Source organism: Vibrio sp. 1562 (assembly GCF_033340155.1).
GTDB lineage: Bacteria > Pseudomonadota > Gammaproteobacteria > Enterobacterales > Vibrionaceae > Vibrio > Vibrio alginolyticus.
In genome coordinates, this window is record NZ_JAWOVY010000001.1 from 142,919 (window position 1) to 167,101 (window position 24,183).

Annotated in this window: 21 protein-coding genes and 1 pseudogene; 10 read left to right on the forward strand and 12 right to left on the reverse strand. The window is 46.3% G+C overall.

The window, feature by feature from the left end; genetic code table 11:
- The first annotated feature begins 244 nt into the window (after positions 1-244).
- Positions 245-1,849 (forward strand): S8 family peptidase, encoded by a 1,605-nt coding sequence (locus R7Z49_RS00670; RefSeq protein ID WP_318111151.1) that lies wholly within the window; start codon positions 245-247, stop codon positions 1,847-1,849.
- A 279-nt stretch (positions 1,850-2,128) separates the two neighbouring features.
- Here R7Z49_RS00670 and fabG read toward each other — a convergent pair whose 3' ends face one another.
- The 4 genes from fabG to R7Z49_RS00690 all read right to left on the reverse strand — a co-directional run bounded on the left by fabG (position 2,129) and on the right by R7Z49_RS00690 (position 6,005).
- The gene (gene fabG, locus R7Z49_RS00675; RefSeq protein ID WP_017633598.1) at positions 2,129-2,848 is read right to left on the reverse strand and encodes a 3-oxoacyl-ACP reductase FabG; all 720 of its coding nucleotides are present in this window, start codon (positions 2,846-2,848) and stop codon (positions 2,129-2,131) included.
- 300 nt (positions 2,849-3,148) lie between these two features.
- Complete coding sequence (locus R7Z49_RS00680; RefSeq protein WP_167416166.1) at positions 3,149-3,943, reverse strand: metal ABC transporter permease; 795 nt, start codon at positions 3,941-3,943, stop codon at positions 3,149-3,151.
- Between the two features lie 3 nt (positions 3,944-3,946).
- Entirely contained in the window at positions 3,947-4,873 is a 927-nt protein-coding gene (locus R7Z49_RS00685) for a metal ABC transporter solute-binding protein, Zn/Mn family (RefSeq protein ID WP_318111155.1), read from the reverse strand.
- On the reverse strand, positions 4,863-6,005 hold the full coding sequence (locus R7Z49_RS00690; RefSeq protein WP_017633595.1) for a hypothetical protein: 1,143 nt from the start codon (positions 6,003-6,005) through the stop codon (positions 4,863-4,865). The genes R7Z49_RS00685 and R7Z49_RS00690 overlap by 11 nt, the downstream gene beginning before the upstream one ends.
- Before the next feature lie 208 nt (positions 6,006-6,213).
- Between R7Z49_RS00690 and R7Z49_RS00695 the strand changes: the two genes are divergently transcribed.
- Positions 6,214-6,885, forward strand: coding sequence for a cupin domain-containing protein (locus tag R7Z49_RS00695; protein WP_186585475.1), 672 nt, complete (start codon positions 6,214-6,216; stop codon positions 6,883-6,885).
- Positions 6,886-6,958: 73 nt separating this feature from the next.
- Here R7Z49_RS00695 and R7Z49_RS00700 read toward each other — a convergent pair whose 3' ends face one another.
- Entirely contained in the window at positions 6,959-7,198 is a 240-nt protein-coding gene (locus R7Z49_RS00700; RefSeq protein ID WP_005373737.1) for a YdcH family protein, read from the reverse strand.
- Between the two features lie 228 nt (positions 7,199-7,426).
- On the opposite strand from R7Z49_RS00700, the gene R7Z49_RS00705 reads away from it, so the two are divergent.
- Positions 7,427-8,230: an SDR family NAD(P)-dependent oxidoreductase gene (locus R7Z49_RS00705; RefSeq protein WP_025767963.1), complete on the forward strand. Its 804-nt coding sequence runs from the start codon at positions 7,427-7,429 to the stop codon at positions 8,228-8,230.
- A gap of 77 nt (positions 8,231-8,307) precedes the next feature.
- On the opposite strand, the gene R7Z49_RS00710 is transcribed toward R7Z49_RS00705, so the two are convergent.
- Together R7Z49_RS00710 and R7Z49_RS00715 are read right to left on the reverse strand one after the other, a co-directional pair.
- On the reverse strand, positions 8,308-9,210 hold the full coding sequence (locus R7Z49_RS00710; RefSeq protein WP_017633593.1) for a LysR family transcriptional regulator: 903 nt from the start codon (positions 9,208-9,210) through the stop codon (positions 8,308-8,310).
- Between the two features lie 80 nt (positions 9,211-9,290).
- Entirely contained in the window at positions 9,291-10,160 is an 870-nt protein-coding gene (locus R7Z49_RS00715) for a GyrI-like domain-containing protein (protein ID WP_005387011.1), read from the reverse strand.
- A 125-nt stretch (positions 10,161-10,285) separates the two neighbouring features.
- On the opposite strand from R7Z49_RS00715, the gene R7Z49_RS00720 reads away from it, so the two are divergent.
- On the forward strand, positions 10,286-11,434 hold the full coding sequence (locus R7Z49_RS00720) for a PLP-dependent aminotransferase family protein (protein ID WP_017819834.1): 1,149 nt from the start codon (positions 10,286-10,288) through the stop codon (positions 11,432-11,434).
- A 412-nt stretch (positions 11,435-11,846) separates the two neighbouring features.
- Positions 11,847-12,875 carry a hypothetical protein gene (locus R7Z49_RS00725; RefSeq protein ID WP_186585477.1) on the forward strand — a complete coding sequence of 343 codons (1,029 nt, stop codon included), beginning with the start codon at positions 11,847-11,849 and terminating at the stop codon, positions 12,873-12,875.
- A gap of 79 nt (positions 12,876-12,954) precedes the next feature.
- On the opposite strand, the gene R7Z49_RS00730 is transcribed toward R7Z49_RS00725, so the two are convergent.
- Positions 12,955-13,281, reverse strand: a complete 327-nt coding sequence (locus R7Z49_RS00730) for a DUF4156 domain-containing protein (RefSeq protein ID WP_017633591.1) — start codon at positions 13,279-13,281, stop codon at positions 12,955-12,957.
- A gap of 224 nt (positions 13,282-13,505) precedes the next feature.
- Here R7Z49_RS00730 and R7Z49_RS00735 point away from each other — a divergent pair, with 224 nt between their 5' ends.
- The gene (locus R7Z49_RS00735; protein WP_005373753.1) at positions 13,506-14,216 is read left to right on the forward strand and encodes a biotin/lipoate A/B protein ligase family protein; all 711 of its coding nucleotides are present in this window, start codon (positions 13,506-13,508) and stop codon (positions 14,214-14,216) included.
- Positions 14,217-14,275: 59 nt separating this feature from the next.
- On the opposite strand, the pseudogene R7Z49_RS28095 reads toward R7Z49_RS00735, so the two are convergent.
- Positions 14,276-14,353, reverse strand: a pseudogene (locus tag R7Z49_RS28095) (VOC family protein); the annotation flags it as partial.
- A gap of 148 nt (positions 14,354-14,501) precedes the next feature.
- On the opposite strand from R7Z49_RS28095, the gene R7Z49_RS00740 reads away from it, so the two are divergent.
- Positions 14,502-16,070, forward strand: coding sequence for a DEAD/DEAH box helicase (locus tag R7Z49_RS00740; protein WP_062854891.1), 1,569 nt, complete (start codon positions 14,502-14,504; stop codon positions 16,068-16,070).
- 106 nt (positions 16,071-16,176) lie between these two features.
- Here R7Z49_RS00740 and R7Z49_RS00745 read toward each other — a convergent pair whose 3' ends face one another.
- Positions 16,177-19,056, reverse strand: coding sequence for an MGH1-like glycoside hydrolase domain-containing protein (locus R7Z49_RS00745; RefSeq protein WP_062854892.1), 2,880 nt, complete (start codon positions 19,054-19,056; stop codon positions 16,177-16,179).
- Positions 19,057-19,276: 220 nt separating this feature from the next.
- Here R7Z49_RS00745 and R7Z49_RS00750 point away from each other — a divergent pair, with 220 nt between their 5' ends.
- Positions 19,277-20,188 (forward strand): LysR family transcriptional regulator, encoded by a 912-nt coding sequence (locus R7Z49_RS00750; protein WP_213910121.1) that lies wholly within the window; start codon positions 19,277-19,279, stop codon positions 20,186-20,188.
- Here R7Z49_RS00750 and R7Z49_RS00755 read toward each other — a convergent pair.
- Positions 20,141-21,076, reverse strand: a complete 936-nt coding sequence (locus tag R7Z49_RS00755) for a LysR family transcriptional regulator (protein ID WP_318111163.1) — start codon at positions 21,074-21,076, stop codon at positions 20,141-20,143. The two genes, R7Z49_RS00750 and R7Z49_RS00755, sit on opposite strands and share 48 nt — an antisense overlap.
- A gap of 198 nt (positions 21,077-21,274) precedes the next feature.
- Between R7Z49_RS00755 and grxB the strand changes: the two genes are divergently transcribed.
- Positions 21,275-21,904 (forward strand): glutaredoxin 2, encoded by a 630-nt coding sequence (gene grxB / locus R7Z49_RS00760; RefSeq protein ID WP_213891498.1) that lies wholly within the window; start codon positions 21,275-21,277, stop codon positions 21,902-21,904.
- Between the two features lie 10 nt (positions 21,905-21,914).
- Positions 21,915-23,039 (forward strand): alkene reductase, encoded by a 1,125-nt coding sequence (locus R7Z49_RS00765; protein WP_318111166.1) that lies wholly within the window; start codon positions 21,915-21,917, stop codon positions 23,037-23,039.
- An 83-nt stretch (positions 23,040-23,122) separates the two neighbouring features.
- On the opposite strand, the gene R7Z49_RS00770 is transcribed toward R7Z49_RS00765, so the two are convergent.
- Entirely contained in the window at positions 23,123-24,181 is a 1,059-nt protein-coding gene (locus R7Z49_RS00770) for a zinc-binding dehydrogenase (RefSeq protein ID WP_170893100.1), read from the reverse strand.
- Positions 24,182-24,183 lie beyond the last annotated feature (2 nt).

The window sequence follows — 24,183 nt, forward strand, 5'->3', positions numbered from 1 at the left end:
AGGGATTTTGCTCTAAGTCTAAATGAATCTTTGCATTTCAATTTCAATAAAGCTTGGTTATTGATCATGTTTCTGAGTATGTGAATTATTATCAATTATGCATATGGTTGCTCATTGTCTAGTTTGATTTGTGTAACGTCACTGCAGCACGTATTGAGCGTACTACGCTGATTGTCTGTGTTTTCGTGTTGACAGTTTGGTACTAGGTAAAATTCAACAAGACTATGATTTCAAGGAACATTTTATGTTAAAGAAACTACTAAGTTGTTGTATCACCTCAGCACTCTGTTTTCATTCTTCTATCGCTTTTTCGCAATCTAATGAGATTGCGGACAGTGCAGAGTTACAACAAGCTCCCGACACATTGCCTGCCACTTTGATGCTTGCACCGGACGACATCGCCATTGCAGATCGCTACATAGTGGTATTTCAACAACCGCAAATGATGGCGAGTAATTCAACGGAATTCGAGCAATTCACGCAACAGTCTGTAGACCGCATGTCCGGTTTGTATTCGATACAAGTGGAGTCGGTTTTCGACCACTCGATCAGTGGATTTGTCGCTAACTTGAGTCCTGAGCAACTAAAAGATCTGCGTTCTGATCCTCGTGTGGATTACATTGAGCAGGACAGAATCCTATCGCTTGACCCAATAGTCTCGACAGACGCAAATCAAACCAACGCCATTTGGGGACTAGACCGAATCGACCAACGTAACTTACCACTCGATAACAACTACAGTGCCAACTTTGATGGGACTGGGGTAACGGCTTATGTTATCGATACTGGTGTGAACAACGCGCATGTTGAGTTCGGTGGTCGCTCGGTCTCAGGGTATGACTTTGTCGATAACGATGCAGATGCAAGTGACTGTAATGGACACGGTACACACGTTGCGGGCACCATCGGCGGCAGCTTGTATGGTGTTGCGAAAAACGTCAACCTTGTCGGCGTGAGAGTATTGAGCTGTAGCGGTTCGGGTTCTACGTCTGGTGTTATCGCCGGTGTGGACTGGGTGGCTGCGAATGCTTCCGGACCTTCAGTCGCCAATATGAGTTTGGGTGGCGGTCAATCTGTCGCTCTCGATAGCGCGGTGCAAAGTGCGGTTCAATCAGGTGTCAGCTTTATGCTTGCAGCAGGTAACTCCAACGCCGATGCGTGTAACTACTCTCCAGCGCGCGTTGTTACTGGTGTAACTGTTGGCTCGACCACCAGTACGGATGCACGTTCGAGTTTTTCAAACTGGGGCAGTTGTGTGGATGTATTTGCGCCAGGCTCACAAATCAAATCTGCGTGGTATGACGGTGGCTACAAAACCATTAGTGGTACTTCGATGGCGACACCACATGTAGCGGGTGTAGCAGCACTGTATCTTCAAGAAAACAGTTCGCTGTCGCCAAGCCAAGTAGAGGCCTTAATCGTTAGTCGCGCAACAAGTGGAAAGGTGACGGACACAAGAGGCAGCGTGAACAAGCTACTTTATAGCTTAACCGATGCAGATTGTGGCCAAGACTGTGGTGGCCCTGATCCAACACCGGACCCAGAAGGCAAGTTAACCTCGGGTGTGCCAGTGAGCGGTTTAAGTGGTTCAACTGGTCAAGTCGCGTATTACTATGTTGATGTAGAAGCGGGGCAGCGCTTAACAGTACAGATGTATGGCGGTACTGGCGATGCTGACTTGTATCTCCGTTTTGGTGCAAAACCAGCACTGAATGCATGGGACTGCCGACCTTTCAAATACGGTAACAATGAGACATGTACGGTCAGCGCAACACAAAGTGGACGTTACCACGTCATGATTCAAGGTTACTCAAACTATAGCGGTGTCAGCATTCAAGCGAGCTACTAGTTATTCTTCTCGTTACTAAAAGAGAGCAAAGCCCGCTTTTCGGTGGGCTTTTCTTTTGGGAATACTGTGCTTTAGGGAATGCAGTGTTTAAGAGGAGACGCCCGACGCTATTCAAACGTATTGGCCTTTTGCTTCAAAAACTCAACTCGAAGCGAAATCGAAGCGGCATCAAGGCTTTCTATTAGTAGTTAGTAGTACTCACATAAGTCGGGTTCCTCAAACAAAAACGCCCTTCATATAAGTAAAGGGCGTTTGGTATTTGACGTTTTGATTAGCGAGCTATAATACCAACCCACCGTCAATCTTGAGCACTTGGCCTGTGATGTAGGCGCTCTTGTCTGAGGTTAGGAAAGAGACGCCATTGGCGATATCTTGAACTGAGCCCATGCGCCCTAATGGGGTTTTGCCTTCCATCATTTGAATGACTTTCTCTGGCAGGTTCTTGGTCATGTCGGTGGCGATAAAGCCTGGCGCGACACAGTTGACGCGTATCTGTGCACCCTTTCTTGAAAGTTCTTTCGCCCAGCCTTTGCTCATTGAGATGACGCCGCCTTTACTTGCGCCGTAGTTGCTCTGGCCGATATTACCATCCGTTCCCACTATAGAAGAAATGCTAACAATACTGCCTGTGCCCTGCTCTAGCATGACAGGAGCAACACGTTGGGTGAGTAAGAACACCGCTTTTAGGTTCACGTCGATCACGCTGTCCCAGTCTTGCTCTAACATATCTGGCAACAATGCATCTCGAGTGATGCCCGCGTTGTTAACCAGAGCATCGATTCTTCCGTGCTGCTCTACAACACTTTCTACTACTTCACTGACGGCTTCGGCATCACACAAGTTGACTTGATAACTGCTTAGCTGCGCCGACTGACTCCATTCCACGGGAGATATGTCTAGCCCGATTACGTGGAATCCATCCTCCAGTAATTGCTCACAAATCGCTTGGCCAATACCACGAGCCGCACCAGTGACTACTGCTACTTTTTCCGGTTTCATCTTGGTCTTCCTTAAATGTTGAGATTACAAATTCGCTTGTATCCCTAGCGTTTTTTGTTTTTATGCCTAGTCGCGTTACAGCTGCGCTTCTCATACGCAGGGTCTTTTATATCTTATAAAAACTATAGAAACAGTCTGGGAGTCGGATGTGAACTAATCAAGGCAACTTGATGACTATGGCAAGATCAACGTAAGAAAGTGTGTTGGAAGGCGCAAAGTTACACGATTGGAGGACTTGGATAGAAAAGTATTGGTCTGATTAATCAAATACTACTTCATCAGACCAATATTACTTGTCTCTTAATCTCTTACAAAAGCTGGTTTTGTTATTTTCACCAGAAAAGGCTGAAGCAAGAGATTAAACAACATGCCAGCAATAAACAGGGTGATCACAATACTCGCACCACTCGGTAAGTCATAGCGAGCCGATGCGGCAATACCCGTTAATATCCCAACAATACCGATGCTGATACTGGCGACAAAGAATCGAGTTCCCTTCAATGCTGCCGCACATAAAGCTGGAATCACCAACAAAGCAAATTCTAAATAAATGCCGGTTAACTTGACCGTAATGGGCATCAGAATAGCAAAGATCAGATAAAAACCACTACCGCGCATAAACGCAGGTTTTAACCAAACTAATAGCAACATCGCAGTGGTAATGAGTGCCAAAGGCCAAACGTCTGCCCAAGTCGCCCATAACAGTTGCCCATTAAGAATGCCTTGAATAAAGTCTCCGCCGTGTGGGTCTTTACTCACCAGCAGGATCGCCAGCGATGCAGACACAACAAACAAGCTGCCAATCATGGGCTCTAAATGCTGCTGGTATCGTTTCTCCATTAAAGCAATCAAACCGCAAAGCATCAAAGACATCACCCAAGGGCCAATCATTTCGCCAAAGAATGAACCTGAGAACAGCGCGTATTGGCTCAACCAGTAGTGGCTTAGTGCTGCCCCCAATGCCGCGACTTGCGCCACCGCCAAATCAATAAAGATGATCTGACGATTAAGAACTTGCTGCCCCAGTACGATGTTGCCAACCAACGCAATTAAACCACAAAAAACCGCAGGTAAAAGCCATGCATAATCCGCCATGACTTAGATCTTCACAGGAACGGGTGGCACTAACACATCCAGTAAATCATCAATGACCTGATCGTACATCTCATCTAAGCTTTCACCCTCAGAAACGGTCAATGGCAGTTGAGTCACAGGTTTGTCAGTATGATCTTGCAACCAGTTCGCTGGACGCTGATCCTGATGAGAAGAGTAAACAATCGCATCAAAACTGTCAGCATCTAACTTGGTAAGTGATTGCAGGTGAGATGTGGTCGGTGAAATGCCCGGTTTAGGTTCGAGATCGGCAATCTGCTTCATTCCGAGCCAATCGTACAAATAACGATACGTCGCGTGATAACCGACAACTTGCTTACCCTTTAAAGCAGCCCCTTTCTCATTCCATTCTTTAAGCTTTTTACGCCAATGAGCACGAAACTTCATACCATTCACTTGGTAACTTGGTGCGTTGTCGGGATCAATCGCTTTTAGGCGCTCCGTGACTTTACGAGATAATGGAATCATGTCATTTGCCGCAAATTGAACATGTGGGTTACCGTGAGCGTGTATATCTCCCATGCTACGGTCAACGTGAGCATGAGTATCTAACATGCGCACGAAGTCCGTCGCGTAGATCATGCTCGGCGCACCATTTTGCACCGCCGCATTGCTGCTACGAACTTGCAGCATAGGTAACCACCCCACCTCTAGCTCTGCGCCCGAACACATTGCCATGTCCGCTTGGCGCATCTTCGCAATCAAAGAAGGACGAGCTTGTACGTAATGTGGGTCTTGCTTAGCCGTTGTCGCTGAATAAATACTGGCATCTGGCGCGTGGCTTTCAAGAAAGGCTTTCCATTCTGGCTCACAAACGAAAATGTTTAGAGCCGAAGCAGGCGAAGCAATGATGGCAGCTCCTGCCGCCATCATCACCAAACTGCATTTATTTAATGTCAGCTTAGAACGCATGAGCACCGTGCGCTCCAAATGTCATCACGTATTGCAGAGTGAACACGTTGTCTGTCTCACTGTCTTGGTTATCAATGCGAGTGTATTGCGCACGGATAGTACCGAAGTGAGAAGAATCCCATGCGATCATCGCATCCATTTCTTTATCATTCAGCTCAGTAAAATGCATGTGGTCGCCATGTGCATGACCATCGTAGCTTTCTGCTTCGCCGTAACGTAGACCTGCTGACCAGCTTGGGTTGAAGCGATAAACACCCGAAACATAGTAAGCGCTTAAGTTGTCTGGTGACTCTGCATCGTTTTTATATTTGCTATCTACCACACCGTCTAACAGCATGTATTCAGCCGATAGCGTGAAGTTGCTGTATTTGTAATTACCGTCTGGTGCCCATTTCCAAACAAAATCAGCACCGTAAAGGTTCGCACCTGTCACTGCTGCGCCATGATGGTGATCGTGCTCATGCTCTTCTTCATGACCGTGGTCGTGATCTTCGAATTCTTTAACCTTGCCGTTTTCGTTACGCAGGTAACTTAAACCAAACTGCCAACTTGAAGATTCGGAGAAGTCACTACCAAGCTTCAGCGTCGTGGTGTACACGCCAACTTCAGAACCATCTTCGACAGAAGACATTTTGCTACCACTGAGCGCTTCTACACCAAGTTTTACATAAAGGTCGGTTGGCAACACGATGTTTGCACGTACACCATCATCGTAGTAGTGCGAGCCAAGGAAAGTACGATAAGCAATTGGACGCTCAACAAAGCTATCGGTGTGCATGTGTTGGTTGTTCAGGTAACCAAAGTCAGATAGGAATCGGCCAGCGCGCACGTTTACACCATATGGCAATGCCAAAGTTTCGATGAATGCCTCTTCAAGCTCTAATTCTGTCTCATCACCATGACTTTCAAGAACCGCGGTCAATGCGCCGTAAAACTTGTCGTCGATATTTGATGAGAAGTTTAATTCCGTATGGCCTAGACCAAAGCCTTCTTCGCGCTCAGAATTATGACGTTGGCCATCTTGGTAGTAGCCATCAACAACAACACCAATCTGTGGGTTCGATAGTGTGTCGGCAAAAACAGGGGATGCAAAAATGCTACCGATCACGAGAGACACCAATTTCTTATTCACTACCATTTCCTTTTTGTTATGTTATAACATTTAATTTTGCGATGTTATAATATAACAATTCTCATTACACAAGCAGAAATTTAAATTAGGCTCCGATTTCATGTTCGTACTCAATCCATGAATTGGGCTATCAACAAATGAATCAATTGATGTTTTTTATACGTATACTAATGAGAATTAGTAATTAAATAAGTAACGGAATTTCAATATGTTGAATATGGATTTTTCAAAAAGAATCGTGATAGATACTGCTCAACAGGAGTGGATCGCCAGCCCTTCCAAAGGTGTGTGGCGCAAACCTTTGGAACGAGAAGCCAAAGAATCAGGGCATACCACCAGCGTCGTTAAGTACGAGCCAAATTCGCAGTTTTCGACTCATCCTCACCCTCAAGGAGAAGAAATATTGGTGCTCGAGGGGGTATTCTCTGACGAATACGGTGACTATCCTGCCGGCACTTACCTTCGTAACCCTCCAGGAAGTCAACACGCACCATTTAGCAAAGAAGGCTGTGTGATTTTAGTTAAACTAAATCAGTTCGAATCTGAGGATCTTGAAACAGTTCGCATTAATACAAACCAAGCGAGCTGGCAGAGTGGTGTCGGTGGGTTGCAAGTCATGCCGCTGCATAATTTTGAGCACGAACATGTCGCATTGGTTAAATGGCCAAAAGGTAAGAAGTTTCAACCACACCGTCACTTTGGTGGTGAAGAAATTTTCGTATTGTCAGGAGAGTTTAGAGACGAGCTAGGTACCTATCCCGCTCTCTCTTGGATTCGAAGCCCACATATGAGTGAGCATTTTCCTTTTGTAGAGCAAGATACGATCATTTGGGTAAAAACTGGTCACCTGCCGCTCCAAGCTCCTGCTCAGCACTCCTAGTGTTTGCACACTTGGCATCGTCCATTGGAACTAAAATCGGCCCGCAATTTACGAGCCGATGATCATTTCGTCACTAAGAACCCATTATTCGCGAGTGGAGCCAGTCTTTGAGCTCAGCCCGGTTATGTTTTAACACGTTCATTTCGTGATCATCAATCGGGCTTCCTTGAAGTTCTAGTACGCGGATTTCCTTATCTAAAGCATTGTAGTTTTTAACGGTTTCAGCAAATGATGCATCGTTTTCGGTAAGCTGAGTAATGGTATCCAAATGTTCTGGGAATTCATGAGTTAATGAGTGATTTTCACCTAACATAGAGACCTCTTGGCTATTATTTGAGTACAAAATAGTGCCTAATTTTTGAGCACCACATGTATAACCGTAGCATCTAATGAGACGTTAATTCGTCGCACCGTCCACAAAAAGAACAACAAAGTTATTTTCAATTTTTCCTAGAAAGTGTTTTCTTTTTAGTCTCAATAGTCGAATGCAAAAGATGCCACTATGATCGTTCTATATTAACCTTCAACAATGAGAGCGATCATGCGAAAGACAATTCTAGTTACTGGATCTACTGACGGTATTGGTTTAGAAACCGCGAAAATGTTAATTAACCGTGAACAACACGTAATAATCCATGGCCGGAATATAGAGAAAGTTCAACAAGTTGAGCAAAGTTTGAGGGAGATGAAAAGTGGTAAAGTTGAAAGCCTTGTTGCTGATTTATCCTCTCCCAATGCGGTAAAACAGATAGTGATGGAGATAACAGAACGGTTCAATCATTTAGACGTCATCATTAACAATGCTGGTGTGTACGCAACACCAAATCCAAGAACTAAAGAGGGTCTTGATGTACGCTTCGCAGTCAACACCATTGCTCCCTACTTACTCACTAGAGAGCTATTGCCGTTGCTCGGAGATACGGGTCGTGTGGTTAATTTGTCTTCAGCTGCACAAACAACAGTAAACACTAGCGCTTTACTCGGTAACAAACCATTGTCAGATGGCGAAGCATATGCCCAAAGCAAATTGGCATTAACGATGTGGTCACGAGCAATCGGACTAAAGCTTAAGAACACTGGCCCTATGTTGGTATCAGTAAACCCAAAATCATTCCTAGGTAGTAAGATGGTTAAAGATGCTTATGGGGTTGCTGGTGGTGATATCCGCTTAGGAGCAGATATTCTAACTCGCGCTGCGCTATCAGAAGAGTTTGCTCAAGCGCATGGTATGTACTTCGATAATGACATTGAAGCATTCGCGCCCCCACACCCTGATGCATTAGATCAAAGCAAAACACAGCAGATAATTGATACTATTGAATTAATCTTAAGCAAACTCTATTAATAACAATTAAGAATTATCTTGAGGTTCGTTTTTATTCGGACCTTAAAAACAATGTATTCGATAAGTGAAACTTGTTATCACTTTTCCGCAAACTCCCAATAAGGTGGCGTGCCATAGTATTCAGCAAAGTAATCAATAAAGGCACGCACCTTAGGCGCAATTAAACGAGAGCTTGGGTACACAGCCCAAATCCCAGCATCCATCGCTAAAGGGTGATCTTCGAGTACTTCCACTAGCTGACCACTTTGTAATTCTTGATAAACACTCCAAACCGAGTTGATAGAAATACCTAACCCGTTTACCGTCGCGTCTCTCATCGCATCACCATTATCGGTTTTAAAACGACCAGAAGTTCTTACATTGACCATTCCATCTTTTGTATTGAATGACCAATTATTCATTCCAACTAAGTTAATACATTGATGATTCGTCAAGTCTTGGGGCTTGTTAGGTCTCCCAAATTGTTCAATATAATCTGGTGATGCAACGATAATACGACGATCTGGCGCAAGCTTTCTTGCGACCAATGAAGAATCTTTCAACTCAGCGACACGAATGGCGACATCGAAACCTCCCTCAACCAGATCAATAATGGAATCAGAAAATCGGCAGTCCACGGTTAACCCTGGGTAACGCGCCATAAAACCTTTTAATGCGGGCACAATATGCAAGCGACCAAAAGTTGCAGAGGCGGTTATACGTAATACTCCCGTTGGCGCGCTCTGCCCTGAGCCAACAGCTCCCCTTGCTGCCTCCACTGTTGCAAGGACCTCCTCCGCGTGAGGTAAAAATGCCTGCCCCTCTTCAGTTAAGGAAACTTTGCGTGTGGTGCGATGAACTAAACGAACTCCTAAGCTGTCCTCAAGTTTATTGATGTGTGCGCTAGCGACAGCAGGAGAAAGTCCAAGCTCCTGACCAGCCATGCTGATGTTGTGTGTCGAAGCCAAACGGACAAATAGCTTTACATGATCGATGTTCATTTAATTTTCAATTATTTGTAAAAAATCACCATATAGAGCTTAGCATTTTCTTCCTTACGGATAGTAAATAAATACTCCAGTTAGAAAAAGCTGATGGGCAGATAGAAGTCCAGCTCAAACGCCTCATCATGGCTGAGGAAATGGTTTTTATGATAGTGAACATAAGCGGGAGTAGAACGCTGCTTAAAGCCTGAATTCGGCAACCACTTCTCTAACACCATACTCAATTGAGGAAGAAGCTCTCCATATACCCCTGTTAAGCGAAAAACAGCATGCAAACCACCCGGAATCGTCATTTGATTCACGACACCGCGTACTTTAAGCGGCTTATCAATCGCCATACAAGCCACATAGCGACACTTATCGAGCTCGACCCAAGCGGGGTTGGAGTGATGCAAACCGTATTGAACCGAAAAGTCCCGATTCTCAGAGCTTGCCCACGCCTTCAAAATCAGCCACGCATTGCGAATGGAACGGCTATAACCCTCATGCCGCACATAAGCCGCAAAGCGTTGTGGAACCTCCATAATTTTAGGTTCTGGCAACTCGCGTTTCGCAACCCGATGATAACCCGCAGCCACTTCCGGATCTTTTAGATACGGCTTTTCTGCGACTTGTAAATCATGCTTTCGCCACGCACCAGGAGACATAGCGAACGTTGCTTTAAACGCTCGGCTAAAAGAAGATACCGAGCTAAAGCCGCACTTGTTAGCAATGTCTAACACCGATGAGCTGGTATCAAACATCAGTTGATTGGCGGCGTATTCCATTCTTGTGCGACGGATATATTGATGGACAGACTCCCCTACCACATCTTTAAAAATACGATGGAAGTGCTGTTCAGAATAGGCTGCTACATCTGCTAGCTCTTTAGCCGATAAATCTCTGCTAATGTCCTGGTGAATGTAAAACAGCACGTCATTGATTCTGGAAACTTGTTGATGGCTCACGGAGTAAACTTTCGCTTAAATAGCATAAATGGACATATTTAACAGCATAAATGGACACACCAAGCTTGGCAATTTACCTATACTATTTCTGACATAAAAAAAGACAATTACGAGAAGCACAGCACATGGAAATCGCACAGTCATTACAACAAACTAAGTCATCCTACATCCGAGAGATCCTCGCAGCAGCGAGCGATAAGAACGTCATTTCTCTTGCAGGTGGCTTGCCGGACGAAAAAACCTTCCCGATCGACTTAATGAAACCGACGCTCGAAAACCTCGCTAATATGCCAGAGGTGTTTCAATATGGCGCAACAGCAGGCTACGCCCCGCTACTTAACTTTTTGACCGATTATTACCAGCTGCCGGAATCTCATTTGGCGATGATCACAACGGGCTCTCAGCAAGGGCTAGATTTGATTGCGCGTGCGTACGTAAATCCGGGCGATAAAGTGGTGATGGAAGCACCGAGCTACCTTGGTGCTATGCAAGTATTCGGTCTAGTGCAAGCCAACATCGTGACCGTTTCACAAACCGAGTGTGGCCCAAACCTTGAAGAACTCGAACAGTGCTTTGCCACGCAGCAACCAAAAATGTTCTACGCCGTACCCGATTTTCACAACCCAACGGGCGTATGCTGGGCGCTAGAGACTCGCCAAAAAGTTGCCGAGCTTTGTATACAATACGACGTGGCGTTCATTGAAGACGCACCATACCGCGAGCTGCGTTTTTCTGGTGAAGCGCTTCCACTGGTTTCGGACTTCTGCCCACAGCACTCCATCGTATTGCGCTCTTTCTCCAAAATAGCTTCACCAGGCTTGCGTATTGGTGTAGTTACGGGCAAGAGTAGCTACCTTGAGCCACTCATCAAAATTAAACAAGGTGCCGATCTGCACTCTAGTATTCCTATGCAAGCTTTGCTGCATGGTCTACTTCAACATGACAACTTCGAAACGCACATTTCAACCATCTGTGCGCTTTACAAATCACGTTACGATGTCATGTTTGCTGAACTGCAAAAACAGCTGCCAGAAAGTTGCGTACTCAAACCCGTCGATGGTGGTATGTTCGTTTGGGTCGAGATTCCAGAATGCGACACCTTCGAACTGGCGAAAAACCTTCTCGCAAACTGGGTTGCTGTAGTGCCTAGCCCGGTCTTTTATCCAGAAGGTTCAAAGGTAAAAGCCGCTCTGCGTCTTAACTTTACCAATGCTACACCAGAAGAACTGACGACAGCTGTCTCTCGACTCGCGGATGTCCTCAACACGTTGTAATTGAACGCGAGTGTAAGAACCTGCCTTTGAGATTCAAAAAAAAAGTCTCAAAGGCAGCATCAAAAAAGTTCCCAAAAAAATTTATATTTTTCCTTCAAATCAACTCTCTACAGTAAGTGCCTGTTTTCTCTTGAACCTCTCACTCATATAAAAATGAGAACTCAATCACGTATTTGATGGTTAGAAAAGTTACGTCTATCTTTCAGTCAAAGACATCAACTTCGCAGCGTTAATGCTCTCAATTTCAGACACTTTATCAATCGTGGCTTAGCGGTTGATAAACGACTAAATAAGCATCTGTGGGCATACCCACTACGAAGGGTTGACCAGAACCATTCTGAATGTCGCGAGCCAATCTTTTGATTGGCTATTACGTCAGTGAATCGCACCAAATGACAGAGGGGTTATCAGGATGAATACTCGAACCACGACAGGACTCGTCACCATCGGCTGGTCCGTTACACTTTCACTTTTTACCGCATTCGCCGTGTATGCCAATACGTCGCCAAACTGTAGTGACGTATTAGCGGGCAACACAACCGCCGCATCGCAAAAAATGATGGTTTTATTGGGCGAAGACATCACCAAATCCAACCGTATCACTACGGTGATTCCTGCCGAAAACAATCCATTTGTGACCGAAGAACTGGTCTCGGTTTCTAACGACGTATCGCCAAACGGTCGTCTTTCACAAAAGAGTTTGGAAGAGATTCGGAAAGTCCGCTCAAATCTAGAGAAAGCAGCACAGGAAGTAAGCCGATTACAGGGCACTTTTGAAGTGGCTTTAATCAGTTTGATTGATGGTTACTGCCAATTTTCTAATCATAAACGTACTCAACATGCCAAAATCGACTTTGACCATTTGGAAGGCCTCACTTTGTATTCAATCCCCGCTTTAATAGCAATGGTCGATCAGTCGTACTACATGGCAAAGAATCGAATCGCTAATGAGCAGAAACAGTTAAGCGACATTGAAAAAGAGAAACAGAGGCAGAAACAGCAAGCAACTGCGGCGGCAGCCGCTCGTTACCAAGACAGTAACGTACTTGTAAGAGTCGAGAACTTTGATGGCGCTAATGTGACATTTTCCGTTACTAACATTGGTTCACAAGGATCATTGCAACCAAATTTCAACTCGTTTAATGCATATCGCACAGAAAGTGGAGAATTAATCTACAAGTCAGAGTCTTTATTACACCTGGCGGATACTGCAGGTAACACACTTGAAACAATGGGTATCGCTGAGCTCTCATCACAAGGTGGAAGTGACATATCGATCTCTCCTGGAGAAACCCGAAAATTCGTTACTAGCATTGCTTCAGAAGTCGCGCCACATACGCAGTTGAGCTTAGAGTTTCCAGCCAAAGTGCTTAATACCGAGCGAGACTTTACATTGTCGTTTTCTGATACATCAGCGGTGGCGACAGCAAACGTTAATTAACGCAAAGTCTCCAGTATTTGTAGAACGCATCAAAGACAGGCGAGCAGCGCCTGTCTTTCAATTATGAGCAAGAAAATCGCTACTGTTTGCACTTGTAAGCATTTGCAAACATCGTCACTGACGTAGAAAAGCTCAACGGTTGATACAAGTACAAGGTATCTGCGCCTAAATCCACCGCCTTGATGCGCATTTGGTTTAGCGTCCCCCAAACCATGTCTTTATCTGCGTGAAACCAGTAATCGTAAAAGTGTCCTTCTGAGCCGATCACGGTACCCATTAGTTCACAGTTTTCAATCGCATTCACATTGTCCCAAAGCACCTGTACTTGCTCAGATTCTTGAGTTGGGAACGTCACACATCCCGTTAATGATGCCGCTAACGCGAGAGTCATCACTCGCTTTTTCATACTTATATCGCCAAAATTTTTCATAGATGGCAGATTTTATGAATGGCTGATGTGATGACTAGCAAAAACTTTTTATCGCGTGTTCAAGCAGAATTAATGGACAACGGAAAAGATCCAAAAGGTGATCATGCAGCTAGCGAGCAAAAGCCTAATCACTCAGACCTAGCAATAAAGCTGTATCTGAGATACAACAGTAACGATTAAATAGCCGCGAGGGATAGAGTTTGGTTGCTAAAAATAAGCTAATTCGCTACACAGCTACGGAAGTCGCTGATGCATTTGACAAAGAAGATGAGCTCATTAAACAAGTTCAGTCCAACCAACTCTCGCAAGTGCTATTGCTTTGGCAAGTAAAAAGTCCAACGCTCGTGCTTCCCGCGGGTAAGAAATGGCCAGTGTCTAATGAGTTAGAACATGCGTTAAATACGTCTGGCTGGAAGCTCTTTTCTCGTAAAACCGGTGGTGCCCCAGTCCCTCAGGTGCCAGGTATTATCAATCTATCCCACATTTACCACTGGCCAGAAGGCGAGCCTTACAACATCAAAAAAGCGTATCTCGATTTATGTGCGATATTAACGGTTTTCTTTAAACAGCTCGGCGTGAAAGTGGATGTTCATGCTACGCCTTATTCCTACTGCGATGGCGAGTACAACCTCAACATTGGCGGGCAAAAAGTCGTGGGAACCGCGCAGCGTGTTTTACTTAAAAAAGGCGGCGGACAAGTGGTATTGTCACAAGCATGCATTCTGATTGATGCCGACGTCGAGAAGATTGTCGAACCAGTACGAATGTGTAATCAGCTTTGCGGTCACAGCGATGATATTCGTGGTGATGTCCACACACCGCTCTTCCATCATGTATCCGACCGCCCATCGGTAGATTCGCTCTTTCAGCAATTGACGAGTGCGTTTTTAACGCATGCAAAAGCGGAGTAATGAAAGGAGCAAGCCTCCCCCACACTCCGAACAGCATTTGATAAACTAAAACTGCATACCGTGATAGCGATGTAAGAATGGGCATCGCCAACGTAAAACCATTCAATCGATCGACCAAACCAGTTATCAGTTTTGCCTGCCAAAAAGAAATGAGATCCAGTTCAAATATTTATCCATGACGGAATTAGTTGAAGCCTGCGCGTAAAAGCCTCAGAATGTCGCACTTTTCGCACCGATTTGTTTTCGGCGCGTTGTTATCTAACTCTACAATTGAGAATCATACATATGGGTTTTACCTCGTTAGGTCTATCTGCTCCAATCCTTAAAGCTATTCAAGAGAAAGGCTACGACACCCCTTCGCCAATTCAGGCAAAAGCAATTCCTGCTATTTTGGAAGGGAAAGACGTAATGGCAGCAGCGCAGACTGGTACAGGTAAAACCGCAGGCTTTACGCTACCGATTCTTGAGCGTTTATCGAACGGCCCTCGCGTTCGTGCTAACCAAGTTCGTGCACTTATCCTGACGCCAACGCGTGAACTGGCGGCTCAGGTGCAAGAAAACGTGTTTATGTACGGCCGTCATCTTCCACTAAGCAGTGCGGTTGTTTTTGGTGGTGTGAAGATCAACCCGCAAATGCTGCGTCTTCGCAAAGGTGCGGATGTGTTGGTTGCGACACCAGGCCGCCTGATGGATTTGTACAACCAAAATGCAGTGAAGTTCGACCAACTAGAAGTTCTGGTACTGGATGAAGCAGACCGCATGTTGGATATGGGCTTTATCCGTGACATTCGTAAGATCCTAGCTCTGCTACCAAAACAGCGTCAGAACCTACTGTTCTCGGCGACTTTCTCGGATGAGATCCGCGATCTTGCGAAAGGCTTGGTGAACAACCCAGTTGAGATTTCAGTGAATCCGGCAAACTCGACAGCGAGAACGGTTGAGCAAAGCATCTACCCAGCAGACGTTAAGAAGAAAGCACCGATGTTGGTTAAATTGATCAAAGACGGCGATTGGAAGCAAGTGCTGGTGTTTACGAAAACGAAACACGGCGCAAACCGTCTGGCGAAGTTCCTGATCGAACAAAACCTACCGGCTGCTGCCATCCACGGCAACAAGAGCCAAGGTGCGCGTACCAAAGCACTGGCGGATTTTAAATCGGGTGAAATTCGTGTGTTGGTCGCGACGGACATTGCTGCGCGCGGTATCGATATTCCGCAATTACCGCAAGTGGTGAACTTTGAGCTACCGAAAGTGGCAGAAGACTACGTTCACCGTATTGGTCGTACTGGCCGCGCGGGCGAAGTAGGTAAAGCGATTTCACTGGTGTGTGCGCTAGAAGCATCTGAGTTGTTTGCGATTGAACGTTTGATTCGAGAAGTACTACCACGTAAAGAGTTGGAAGGTTTTGCGCCAACCAATGTGGTGCCAGAATCTAAACTGGATACGCGCCCAATCAAACCGAAAAAACCTAAGAAGCCGAAAAAACCAAAAGCGCCAAATGCTGCAAGTGAAAACGCCCCAGCAGCCGAAAAGAAAGCAGGCAATGGTGCAAACAAACCTAAACGTCTCTTCAACGGTGGTAACAACGGCAACAAAAACAGCACCAACCAAGGCGGTGCAGACAAGCCTAAAGGTAACCGTGAAAACCAAGGCCGTGCACACAGCAAACCAGATGACCGCAAACCTAACGGCAACAAGCCAAATGGCAATAAACCGAATGGAAATAAACCAAACGGTAATAAGAGTGGCAACGCTGGTAAACCGTCTGGTAACCGCAAGCCAAACAATGCTAAGCCTGCAGGAAACAAACCATCAGGCCAACGCCGTAAGCCTCGTCCGCAAGCTGCAAACTAACCTGTAAACGGCCCCCGATAGCAAATACAACAAAGCCGCTGATAATCTCAGCGGCTTTGTTTTTCTTAGAACACAGTTTTTTATAACACAGCTTTGTTAAAACAGCCTACATTAAAGGTGTGATTCGAATATCTGCGATTTGCGCTTCGTTCTTTTCACCCTCAATACCACCAGCGTAGATGTAGGTTTCATTCGATGTGAGGTAACTCATATTGAAGTGGTCCTTCAGCGCGATCTGATAGGTTTTCCCCTGCTCCAACGCTACTTCAATTGGCGTCGAGTAACGCATACCTTGGTTTTCACCAATATGGCCCATCTGCAAGTAACCTTGGCCAACCACTTTACCTGCATCATCCAATACCTCTAACAATTTCACGGTGTTCGTGATACCAGTATTAAGTTGCCCTAGGTTATTGTTGTACCAAGCATCGAACTGGTAAGTGCCCGTTACAGGAGCTGTAAACGACTCTGCACCTTTTACGACGCCGCTGTCTTTGCCCACCGTAACCACTGAGACATTGTCTTTGAGTGGCTGATATTCGCCATCAAGTTTGATGCGGATCTCTTCACCGACACAAACTGGCTGGCTTGGGTTAGAACGGAAGCCTTTATCGTTAATGCTTTCAGCCAAATAACAAGCAAAACCTGTTGGCGTATCGGAATAAGATTGAGCAATCACGTTCTTTTGAATCAGCTCGCCATTGCGATACAAGTTCACGTTGTACTTGCTCGTCACGTCAATCGAAACCGAATTATCAACGCTTTTTACCACCAATGTTGGCTCTTGCGGAGAATAAACGCGACTGTCTTCACTCACATACGGTTTCACACCAGAAACCAAAGTAATGCTGCTATCTACATTCACAAGCGCACCCAGTGTCACGTGGAAATGCCCCTCTTCGTCCATCGTGACATTTTCAACTGGGTAGTAGCCCGTTTCATCTTTGCTTACTTCAGGCAAATCAATGGTTACCGAGTAGTTCTTTCCTTTGAAGGCAAAGTTTTCCAACTTGATTTGTTCAGACTGAGCCAACAAGTTATTGCGCACCCAACTTGTGATAAATGGCTTCACTTCCAACTTACCCGTTTCGGTATGGATGCCGAATAGGGTCTCTACCACCATGTTCAAGTAGCCACCCACAGACCAAAGCTGACGCTGAGAGTTAATCACTGGGCCATCCAAGCTCGGATCTTCGCCATGATCACTATGGATGATGAATGACTTACCAGAAAGCCACTCTAAGTTTTCCATGTTGGATAAATTGGTTGCCGTACCACGAACCAACGATTGAATGGCATTGTTCGCTGCTGCCACGTTTTGTGTTTGATGCGCGGCACGCAAGCTGTACGCGGTAACAAATGGCCAAATTGCGCGGTTATGGTACACAGGCACGTCTGGTTGTTGAGGGAAATAAACCGGCACGCCAAACTCACTGTGTGGGTAATTGGCCATGATTTGTTTCGCCTGCGCATCACTTGCCACACCACTGATGATCGCAAGTGCTTCGCCCAACATGTCGTATTTGTCGACCGCGATGTCTTTGCCATTATCAAACAAATAGCTTACGTACATACCGCGTTCGGCATTCCAAAACTGCTCGTTGATAGCGTTTTTTAACTGAGCAGCCCATTCAGTGTATTTGACCGCGTTGGTTGAGTCGTACTTCTCTGCCAACTTAGCCGCGAGCTGAATCGCGCGGTAGTGAACCACGTTTGTCGATAACGCTTTGCTGCTACCAATCGCATTGACATCGTTTGGCGTCCACGTTGAATACGTTTGCTCACGCCAATCAAGGAATGATTGCTCACCAGTGTATAAACCAGATTTCGCATCAAAAGCCGCCAGGCGATCGGCTTCAAGTGTATTACTGATCGCTTTGTAAGCGCGCTCGGCAAACTGGTTGTACTCTTCTCCATCCAATGCCGAAAGTAAGCGTTCTGCACCAAGCGCCCAAGTCGTGCGGTCGGTACTAATTGGCCAGCTACCGCCCGTGCCCGTATCTTGCACAATCTGCTCGCCATCGTATTGCTGATCGGTCGTATCGCGGAAAGCGGACAATTTGAAATTCAAACCATTTTGCACGCGAGTTGGATTCATCAATGCAAGCGAAAGGTCTGCTGCGTACGCCAAATCACGCGTCCATACGTAATGCCACTTCGCGCCCGTCTCAAAAACTTCCGCTTTGATTGGGTTGTTGTAGTTGTAATTGCCGTCTTTGATTTCAGAAACGGCAAGCTGGTCTAGCTCTTTCATCGTCAACGCAAACAACGCATCAAACGCGACATCGCCCGACACCACTCGCGGCCCTGTTTGTTCATTAATCACTAAGCCCTGGTCGAGCGCATCACGCAATTCTGTCGTCGTTGAAATACCAAATTCACGCAGCTCAGCTTTAGGATCTTTCACCGAGAAAATCACGGTATCACTCGAGTCATCGTAATTGGCGAACAGTTTCACTTCTTTATTCTGATGCCCTTCATGCACCATTGCAGGGTCGAGAATCGCATCAGAGTAGTATTTTTCCGCTTCTTCTTGCGTTGCTTTCGTCACAGTCATTGTCGCACGACTTTCATCGGCAAAGCTCACAGAAAACTTGTAATACCCTTTGTCTTCAAACGTGATCTCAGAGTTGCAATCATCGTTCATACACGCTTCATTCGTGTCTGGTTTTGGCAGGTACTCTTGAGCTTTATCGAACGCCGCGGGCTCCTCAAAATAGGTGTATTGGATCTGCCAACCCGGATCAGCAATCTTGAACTGATTGCTACCTCGAGCGACGCGCAGTACGGTTTCGTACTCGTTATTACCCAAATAGTTTAGCTTGGCATGCTCTGCCGTGCCCCAATCCCCATTTAAACCACGTAAATATAAGTCGGCTGAAATAATTGGTTTGTCGACCGGCACAGGCGCATCAGAAGAATCTGACCCACACCCAGCAAGACCAATACAAGACGCGACGGCAAGCGCAATAAAACTCGGTTTCATGTTCATCCCTTAGATTGTTGTTTTGGCGACAGTCTAAAGAACACCCTTTTGAGGGGAAAATAGGAAGTCAGGAGCGAGCTATAGATAACATCTATACGTCAGACCCCAACAGTGATGTAGATCTATGAAATGCGCATAATTTCAATCAAATGAGATTCCAGATTTGTGATTTATAAATGAAATTGTGCAAAATACCCCTCGTTCTTAAAGGGGAAAGAAAATGGACAAATCTCTGCAGCAATTTTTACTGGTTGCACGCTGCCAAAGCATCAGCGCTGCGGCAAGAATGGCAGGGTTAAGCCAGCCAACGGTAACAAGCAATTTAAAGAAGCTGGAAGAGAATCTCGGCGTGACGCTGTTTGAACGTCATCCTAATGGCATGGTGTTGACCGAATACGGACGCATCCTCTATCGCCATAGCAACGCGATGCAGCATGAATACAACCAAATGATGCAAAGCATTGATGAACGGAAACAGTACCAAGTCGGAAAAATTAAAATGGGCACTGGCGATGCGTGGTGGCCGCTATTCGTCAAACAAGCACTCAATGAACATCTGACCAAGCAGCCATCGGCATCTACGCACGTCGAATTTGGCAACCACTTAGGCTTGATGGATTCATTAATCAGCGAACAGATTGAATTCTTCATCGGTCACGAGATTGTCGGCTTGTCGTCTAAATGCGATGTTACGTTTATTCCACTATTTCAAACGGTTGATGCCTATTTTGTTTCCCCAAGCCACCCACTTCTAGGGAAAACCGTCACCGAAGAGATGCTGCACGAATACCCCGCTCTTTCGGTCACTTATGACGCTAAGAAATTCGCTCACGTCATCGACAACCCAATCCCGAAACAAAATGAACGCGAAAGGCAGCAACTGGATGACAGACCGACTTACGAAGTGGATTCTCTGCTCGCCAGTATTGATGTACTGAAAGAAAGCGTCGCGGTGATGTCTTATACCCGCCATCTGCAACCGTATTTGGAATCCTTTGGCTTACGATGCTTAACTATGGAAAACGAACCAAACCCTGGCACCGTCGGGATTTATCGCCACCGCCGAGAAACCTCTGAATCGCATCTAGATCTGATTGCTGGCATCACTCAGCGCGCTAAATTGCTCAACTAGAAAGTCCAAAAACAGGCGAACTCTTTTCGGTTGATATTGACGGCTTTGATAAATGACATGCAGATCCGCTTCAGCGCCTTGCGAGAAGGCGCTGAAGTTTTTCATATACCCATCCAAAACCGTTACTAAACGTTGCTGTTTGAGGTCTTGCTGAATATCTAAAATCGATTTCAACGCAATCCCCGCCCCCTCCAACGCCCATTGTCGAATCACTTCACCATCATCAGAAAAGCGCTTTGGCGTGACCGTGATCGTTTGGTGAGACTCTTCATCTTTAAAGTGCCACGTTTTTAATTCTTCATTGCTGCGCACCATGGCTAAGCAGCGATGATCCGCGAGATCTTGTGGACAGTTTGGGACACCTTGCTTCGCCAAATAATCAGGTGACGCGCACAGCACGCGTTGACTCGACGCCAGCCTGCGCGAAATGAGATTACTGTCCGCTAACTCACCGTAACGAATCACTAAATCGAGCCCCGATTCAGCCAAGTTCGATAAATTGTCATTAAGGTAAAGATAAGGCGTCACATCCGGATATTGCTCAGAAAAAGCCGACACCATCGGCGAAATAATTTGTTTGCCAATATCTCGTGGAGCTGAAATTTTCAACGTTCCGCGCACTTGCGAAATACCCGTTTGCAGCAAGTTTTCCGTCTCTTTCACGCTATCAATGATGTTCAGACAAGCTTGATGGTACATTGCCCCTGCGCCCGTAAGTGATACGTGGCGTGTGCTTCGGTTGAGCAGCTTTACGCCATAGCGTTCTTCTATCGCTTGCAGCCTTGCCGTTACCGTCGCCGGAGACAAACCCAACTCCCTTCCCGCCGCTGCCAGACCTTGATGTTTAACGATGCTGACAAACAACGTCATATCCGAAAACTTATCCAACTTCGCGCCCTTATTATTTGGAAAAACTGAATAATCAATTCAGATATAACCCAATTATCAAATTAAGTCGAATCCATATACTGACCCTATCAACATTGTTTAGACCCAGAACGTTATGTGACAGGGCAAAGTTAAACGCCGTAACGCTGTTCAACGCACAACAACACGCCCTGCCCAGCCAGAGATAGGAAACAAAAAATGAAACTGTACATTTATGAACATTGCCCCTTTAGCGCCCGCGTCCGTTTTGTTGCAGGCATACTGAATATTCAGCTCGACGTCATCAACATTGCTTATGACGACGAGAGCACCACAACAAACATCATCGGCGCAAAACAAGTTCCTCTTTTGATCAAAGACGATGGTGAAGCGATGGCGGAAAGCTTAGACATCATCAACTACTTCCTTGAATTGGCATCTTCCAATGAAAGCAGCCAACCCTCAGCACCGGTTTTAGACTGGCAAAAACAAGCGTTTTTACCGCTACAAAAAGTCGGGTATCCGCGTTGGTCAAACATGACGTTACCGGAATTTGCAACAGAAAGCGCTAAACAAGCATGGCGTGCAAAAAAAGAAACCGAAGCGTTAAATTTTGAAGCCTTGATTAACGATACACCAGCGATTGCGAAAGAAGTCGCCGCTTTGATAGAACAAACTAAACCCTTGCTCAACCTAAGTTCAGAAAAGCAAACGTCACTGGTTGATCAAGCCATTATGTTTTCCATTCTACGCGGTTTTTTCAGTGCGCCCGAAGTGCAATGGGATCCAGCCGTACTTCACTGGATGGCAACCGCTCGGAAAGCGACCAACGTGCCAGTACTTATCTAAGGAGCGCAACATGCAACAAAGAACAAATAAGCTGTTTGAACCAGCTCAACTAAAAGCGTTGTCACTACAAAACCGCATTGTCATGGCACCAATGACTCGCGCACGCACCACTCAGCCGGGCAACATCCCGAATGAGATGATGGCAACGTATTATCAACAACGCGCTTCTGCCGGGCTGATCATTTCCGAAGCCACACAAATTTCGGACGATTCTCAAGGCTATTCGTTCACCCCTGGCGTTTACACCGATACGCAAGTGGCGGGCTGGCAGGGTGTGACCCAAGCGGTCAAATCACAAGGCGCAGCGATGTTTTGTCAGCTATGGCATGTGGGCAGAGTGTCTCACCCAACATTCCAAAATGGTGAACAGCCTATCGCGCCATCTGCGCTCGCTCCGGTAGAGACGCAAGTTTGGATTGCAGATGAACAAGGCAACGGCAATATGGTCGATTGTGTTGAGCCACGCGCCATGACACAAGCGGATATCAACCGAGTTGTCGGTGATTTCGCGAACGCAGCCAAACGCGCTATTGAATCGGGTTTTGATGGTGTAGAAATCCACGGCGGGAATGGGTATCTGATCGATCAGTTCTTAAGAACCAACTCAAACCATCGAACAGACAACTACGGCGGTTCACGAGAAAATCGTATCCGTTTTCTTATCGAAGTGGTGGATGCAGTTATCGCCGCTGTTGGTGCGCATCGAGTTGGAGTGAGATTGGCACTATTCATTACGTTTAAAGATATGGACTGCCCAGATATCGTGCAAACGATCCTAGAGGCATCAAAACAGCTACAGGAGCGCGACATTGCCTACTTGCACTTGTCCGAGGCCGATTGGGCCGATGCACCAACGATTCCTGAGACGTTTCGAATCGAACTTAGAAAGCGCTTTCGCAACGCTATTATTGTTGCCGGTCGCTACGATCCTCAACGAGCAAACGAAGTATTAGAGAAAGGCTACGCGGATCTTGTCGCATTCGGACGGCCATTCGTAGCAAACCCAGACTTAGTCTCTCGCTTGCAACATCACCATCCGTTGGCAGAACTCGATGGCTCAACGTTGTTTGGCGGAAACGAACGAGGCTACACCGATTACCCTGCTCTGCAACAGGAATGCGCAGAACAGGCCTAACAAAAAAAGCCCCAACCTAGCTGCTACGGTTGGGGCTGTCACCAAACTAAAATTGGTTTTAGCTAGCTTAATCTGGCTAAGAGTTAAATCACTTCTAACGCGCCGCTGCGCCAAGGTTCGATAACGACTTTGATGTGATCATTTGGCGTCATTAACTTTGTAAATGCGTCTTCGACACCATCGATTCCCACTTTGGCGGTGAGCATTTTCTGCCAAGGCAACTTATGTTCGGCAATCGCTTGTAGGCATTGCTCAAACTCGTGCGGTTGGTAGTAGTAAGAGAATCTCAAGTCGAGCTCTTTTACCGTCGCGTACGCGTAGTTGATGATTGCAGGTGTAGTATGGATACCCGAGATGACGATTCGCGCTCGGGCAGGAGCACGGCGCAGAAAATCGTCAATCAAGGTATGCTTGCCCACACACTCATAAATGACCAGACGTGAGTTCATCGCGTACTGCTCACCAACGGCGATCTCGTCTTCCTTGGTCGGGTTGATCAATCGATTTGCGCCAAACTCACTAGCAAGTTGCAGTTTCTCTTCCTGAAGATCGACCGCAAGAATATTGCTCACGCCACGTTGTTTCAGTGCAGCAATCACCGCCAGCCCTATAGGGCCGCAACCGACAACCAGCGCGGTTTCTTCCGTTTCGATTTCACTGCGATTGACCGCGTGCAAACCGACCGCCAGCGGCTCGGTTAACGCCGCCGCCTCAGACGGCATTTCGTCTGGGACAGGCAGCAATAACGCTTCATCAAGCAGGAAGTACTCAGAGTAAGCACCATAAGTACCCGGAGTAACACCAACGCCTGCGCCATTTTGACTGAGCAACATCGGCACAGAGGTGACTCGGCTACCAACGGACAACGTTTGCTGCGTACCGGCACCGTATTCGACAATTTCCGCACAGAACTCGTGCCCTAACATCACTTGAGCGTGCTCACCGGATTCATCAGGTATCAACCCGAGCTGGTGGAATACATCAAATACCTCATCCGCGTGTCGAGTAATGTGAAGGTCGGAGCCACAAATGCCACAGGCAAGGCTGCGAACCAACACTTGTCCCGCTTCGGGTTGAGGGATTTCGACTTGCTGCAGGCGGACTCGGCCATCCTGCATTACAATACTGTTCATCTGTTGCATGG

Coding starts and splice junctions, on each gene's coding strand:
- R7Z49_RS00750 (WP_213910121.1), top strand. CDS start 19,277: ATGGACAAATCTCTGCAGCAATTTTTACTGGTTGCACGCTGCCAAAGC.
- R7Z49_RS00740 (WP_062854891.1), top strand. CDS start 14,502: ATGGGTTTTACCTCGTTAGGTCTATCTGCTCCAATCCTTAAAGCTATT.
- R7Z49_RS00720 (WP_017819834.1), top strand. CDS start 10,286: ATGGAAATCGCACAGTCATTACAACAAACTAAGTCATCCTACATCCGA.
- R7Z49_RS00680 (WP_167416166.1), bottom strand. CDS start 3,943: ATGGCGGATTATGCATGGCTTTTACCTGCGGTTTTTTGTGGTTTAATT.
- R7Z49_RS00770 (WP_170893100.1), bottom strand. CDS start 24,181: ATGCAACAGATGAACAGTATTGTAATGCAGGATGGCCGAGTCCGCCTG.
- R7Z49_RS00670 (WP_318111151.1), top strand. CDS start 245: ATGTTAAAGAAACTACTAAGTTGTTGTATCACCTCAGCACTCTGTTTT.
- R7Z49_RS00685 (WP_318111155.1), bottom strand. CDS start 4,873: ATGCGTTCTAAGCTGACATTAAATAAATGCAGTTTGGTGATGATGGCG.
- R7Z49_RS00730 (WP_017633591.1), bottom strand. CDS start 13,281: ATGAAAAAGCGAGTGATGACTCTCGCGTTAGCGGCATCATTAACGGGA.
- R7Z49_RS00705 (WP_025767963.1), top strand. CDS start 7,427: ATGCGAAAGACAATTCTAGTTACTGGATCTACTGACGGTATTGGTTTA.
- R7Z49_RS00765 (WP_318111166.1), top strand. CDS start 21,915: ATGCAACAAAGAACAAATAAGCTGTTTGAACCAGCTCAACTAAAAGCG.
- R7Z49_RS00695 (WP_186585475.1), top strand. CDS start 6,214: ATGTTGAATATGGATTTTTCAAAAAGAATCGTGATAGATACTGCTCAA.
- R7Z49_RS00700 (WP_005373737.1), bottom strand. CDS start 7,198: ATGTTAGGTGAAAATCACTCATTAACTCATGAATTCCCAGAACATTTG.
- grxB (WP_213891498.1), top strand. CDS start 21,275: ATGAAACTGTACATTTATGAACATTGCCCCTTTAGCGCCCGCGTCCGT.
- fabG (WP_017633598.1), bottom strand. CDS start 2,848: ATGAAACCGGAAAAAGTAGCAGTAGTCACTGGTGCGGCTCGTGGTATT.
- R7Z49_RS00725 (WP_186585477.1), top strand. CDS start 11,847: ATGAATACTCGAACCACGACAGGACTCGTCACCATCGGCTGGTCCGTT.
- R7Z49_RS00710 (WP_017633593.1), bottom strand. CDS start 9,210: ATGAACATCGATCATGTAAAGCTATTTGTCCGTTTGGCTTCGACACAC.
- R7Z49_RS00745 (WP_062854892.1), bottom strand. CDS start 19,056: ATGAAACCGAGTTTTATTGCGCTTGCCGTCGCGTCTTGTATTGGTCTT.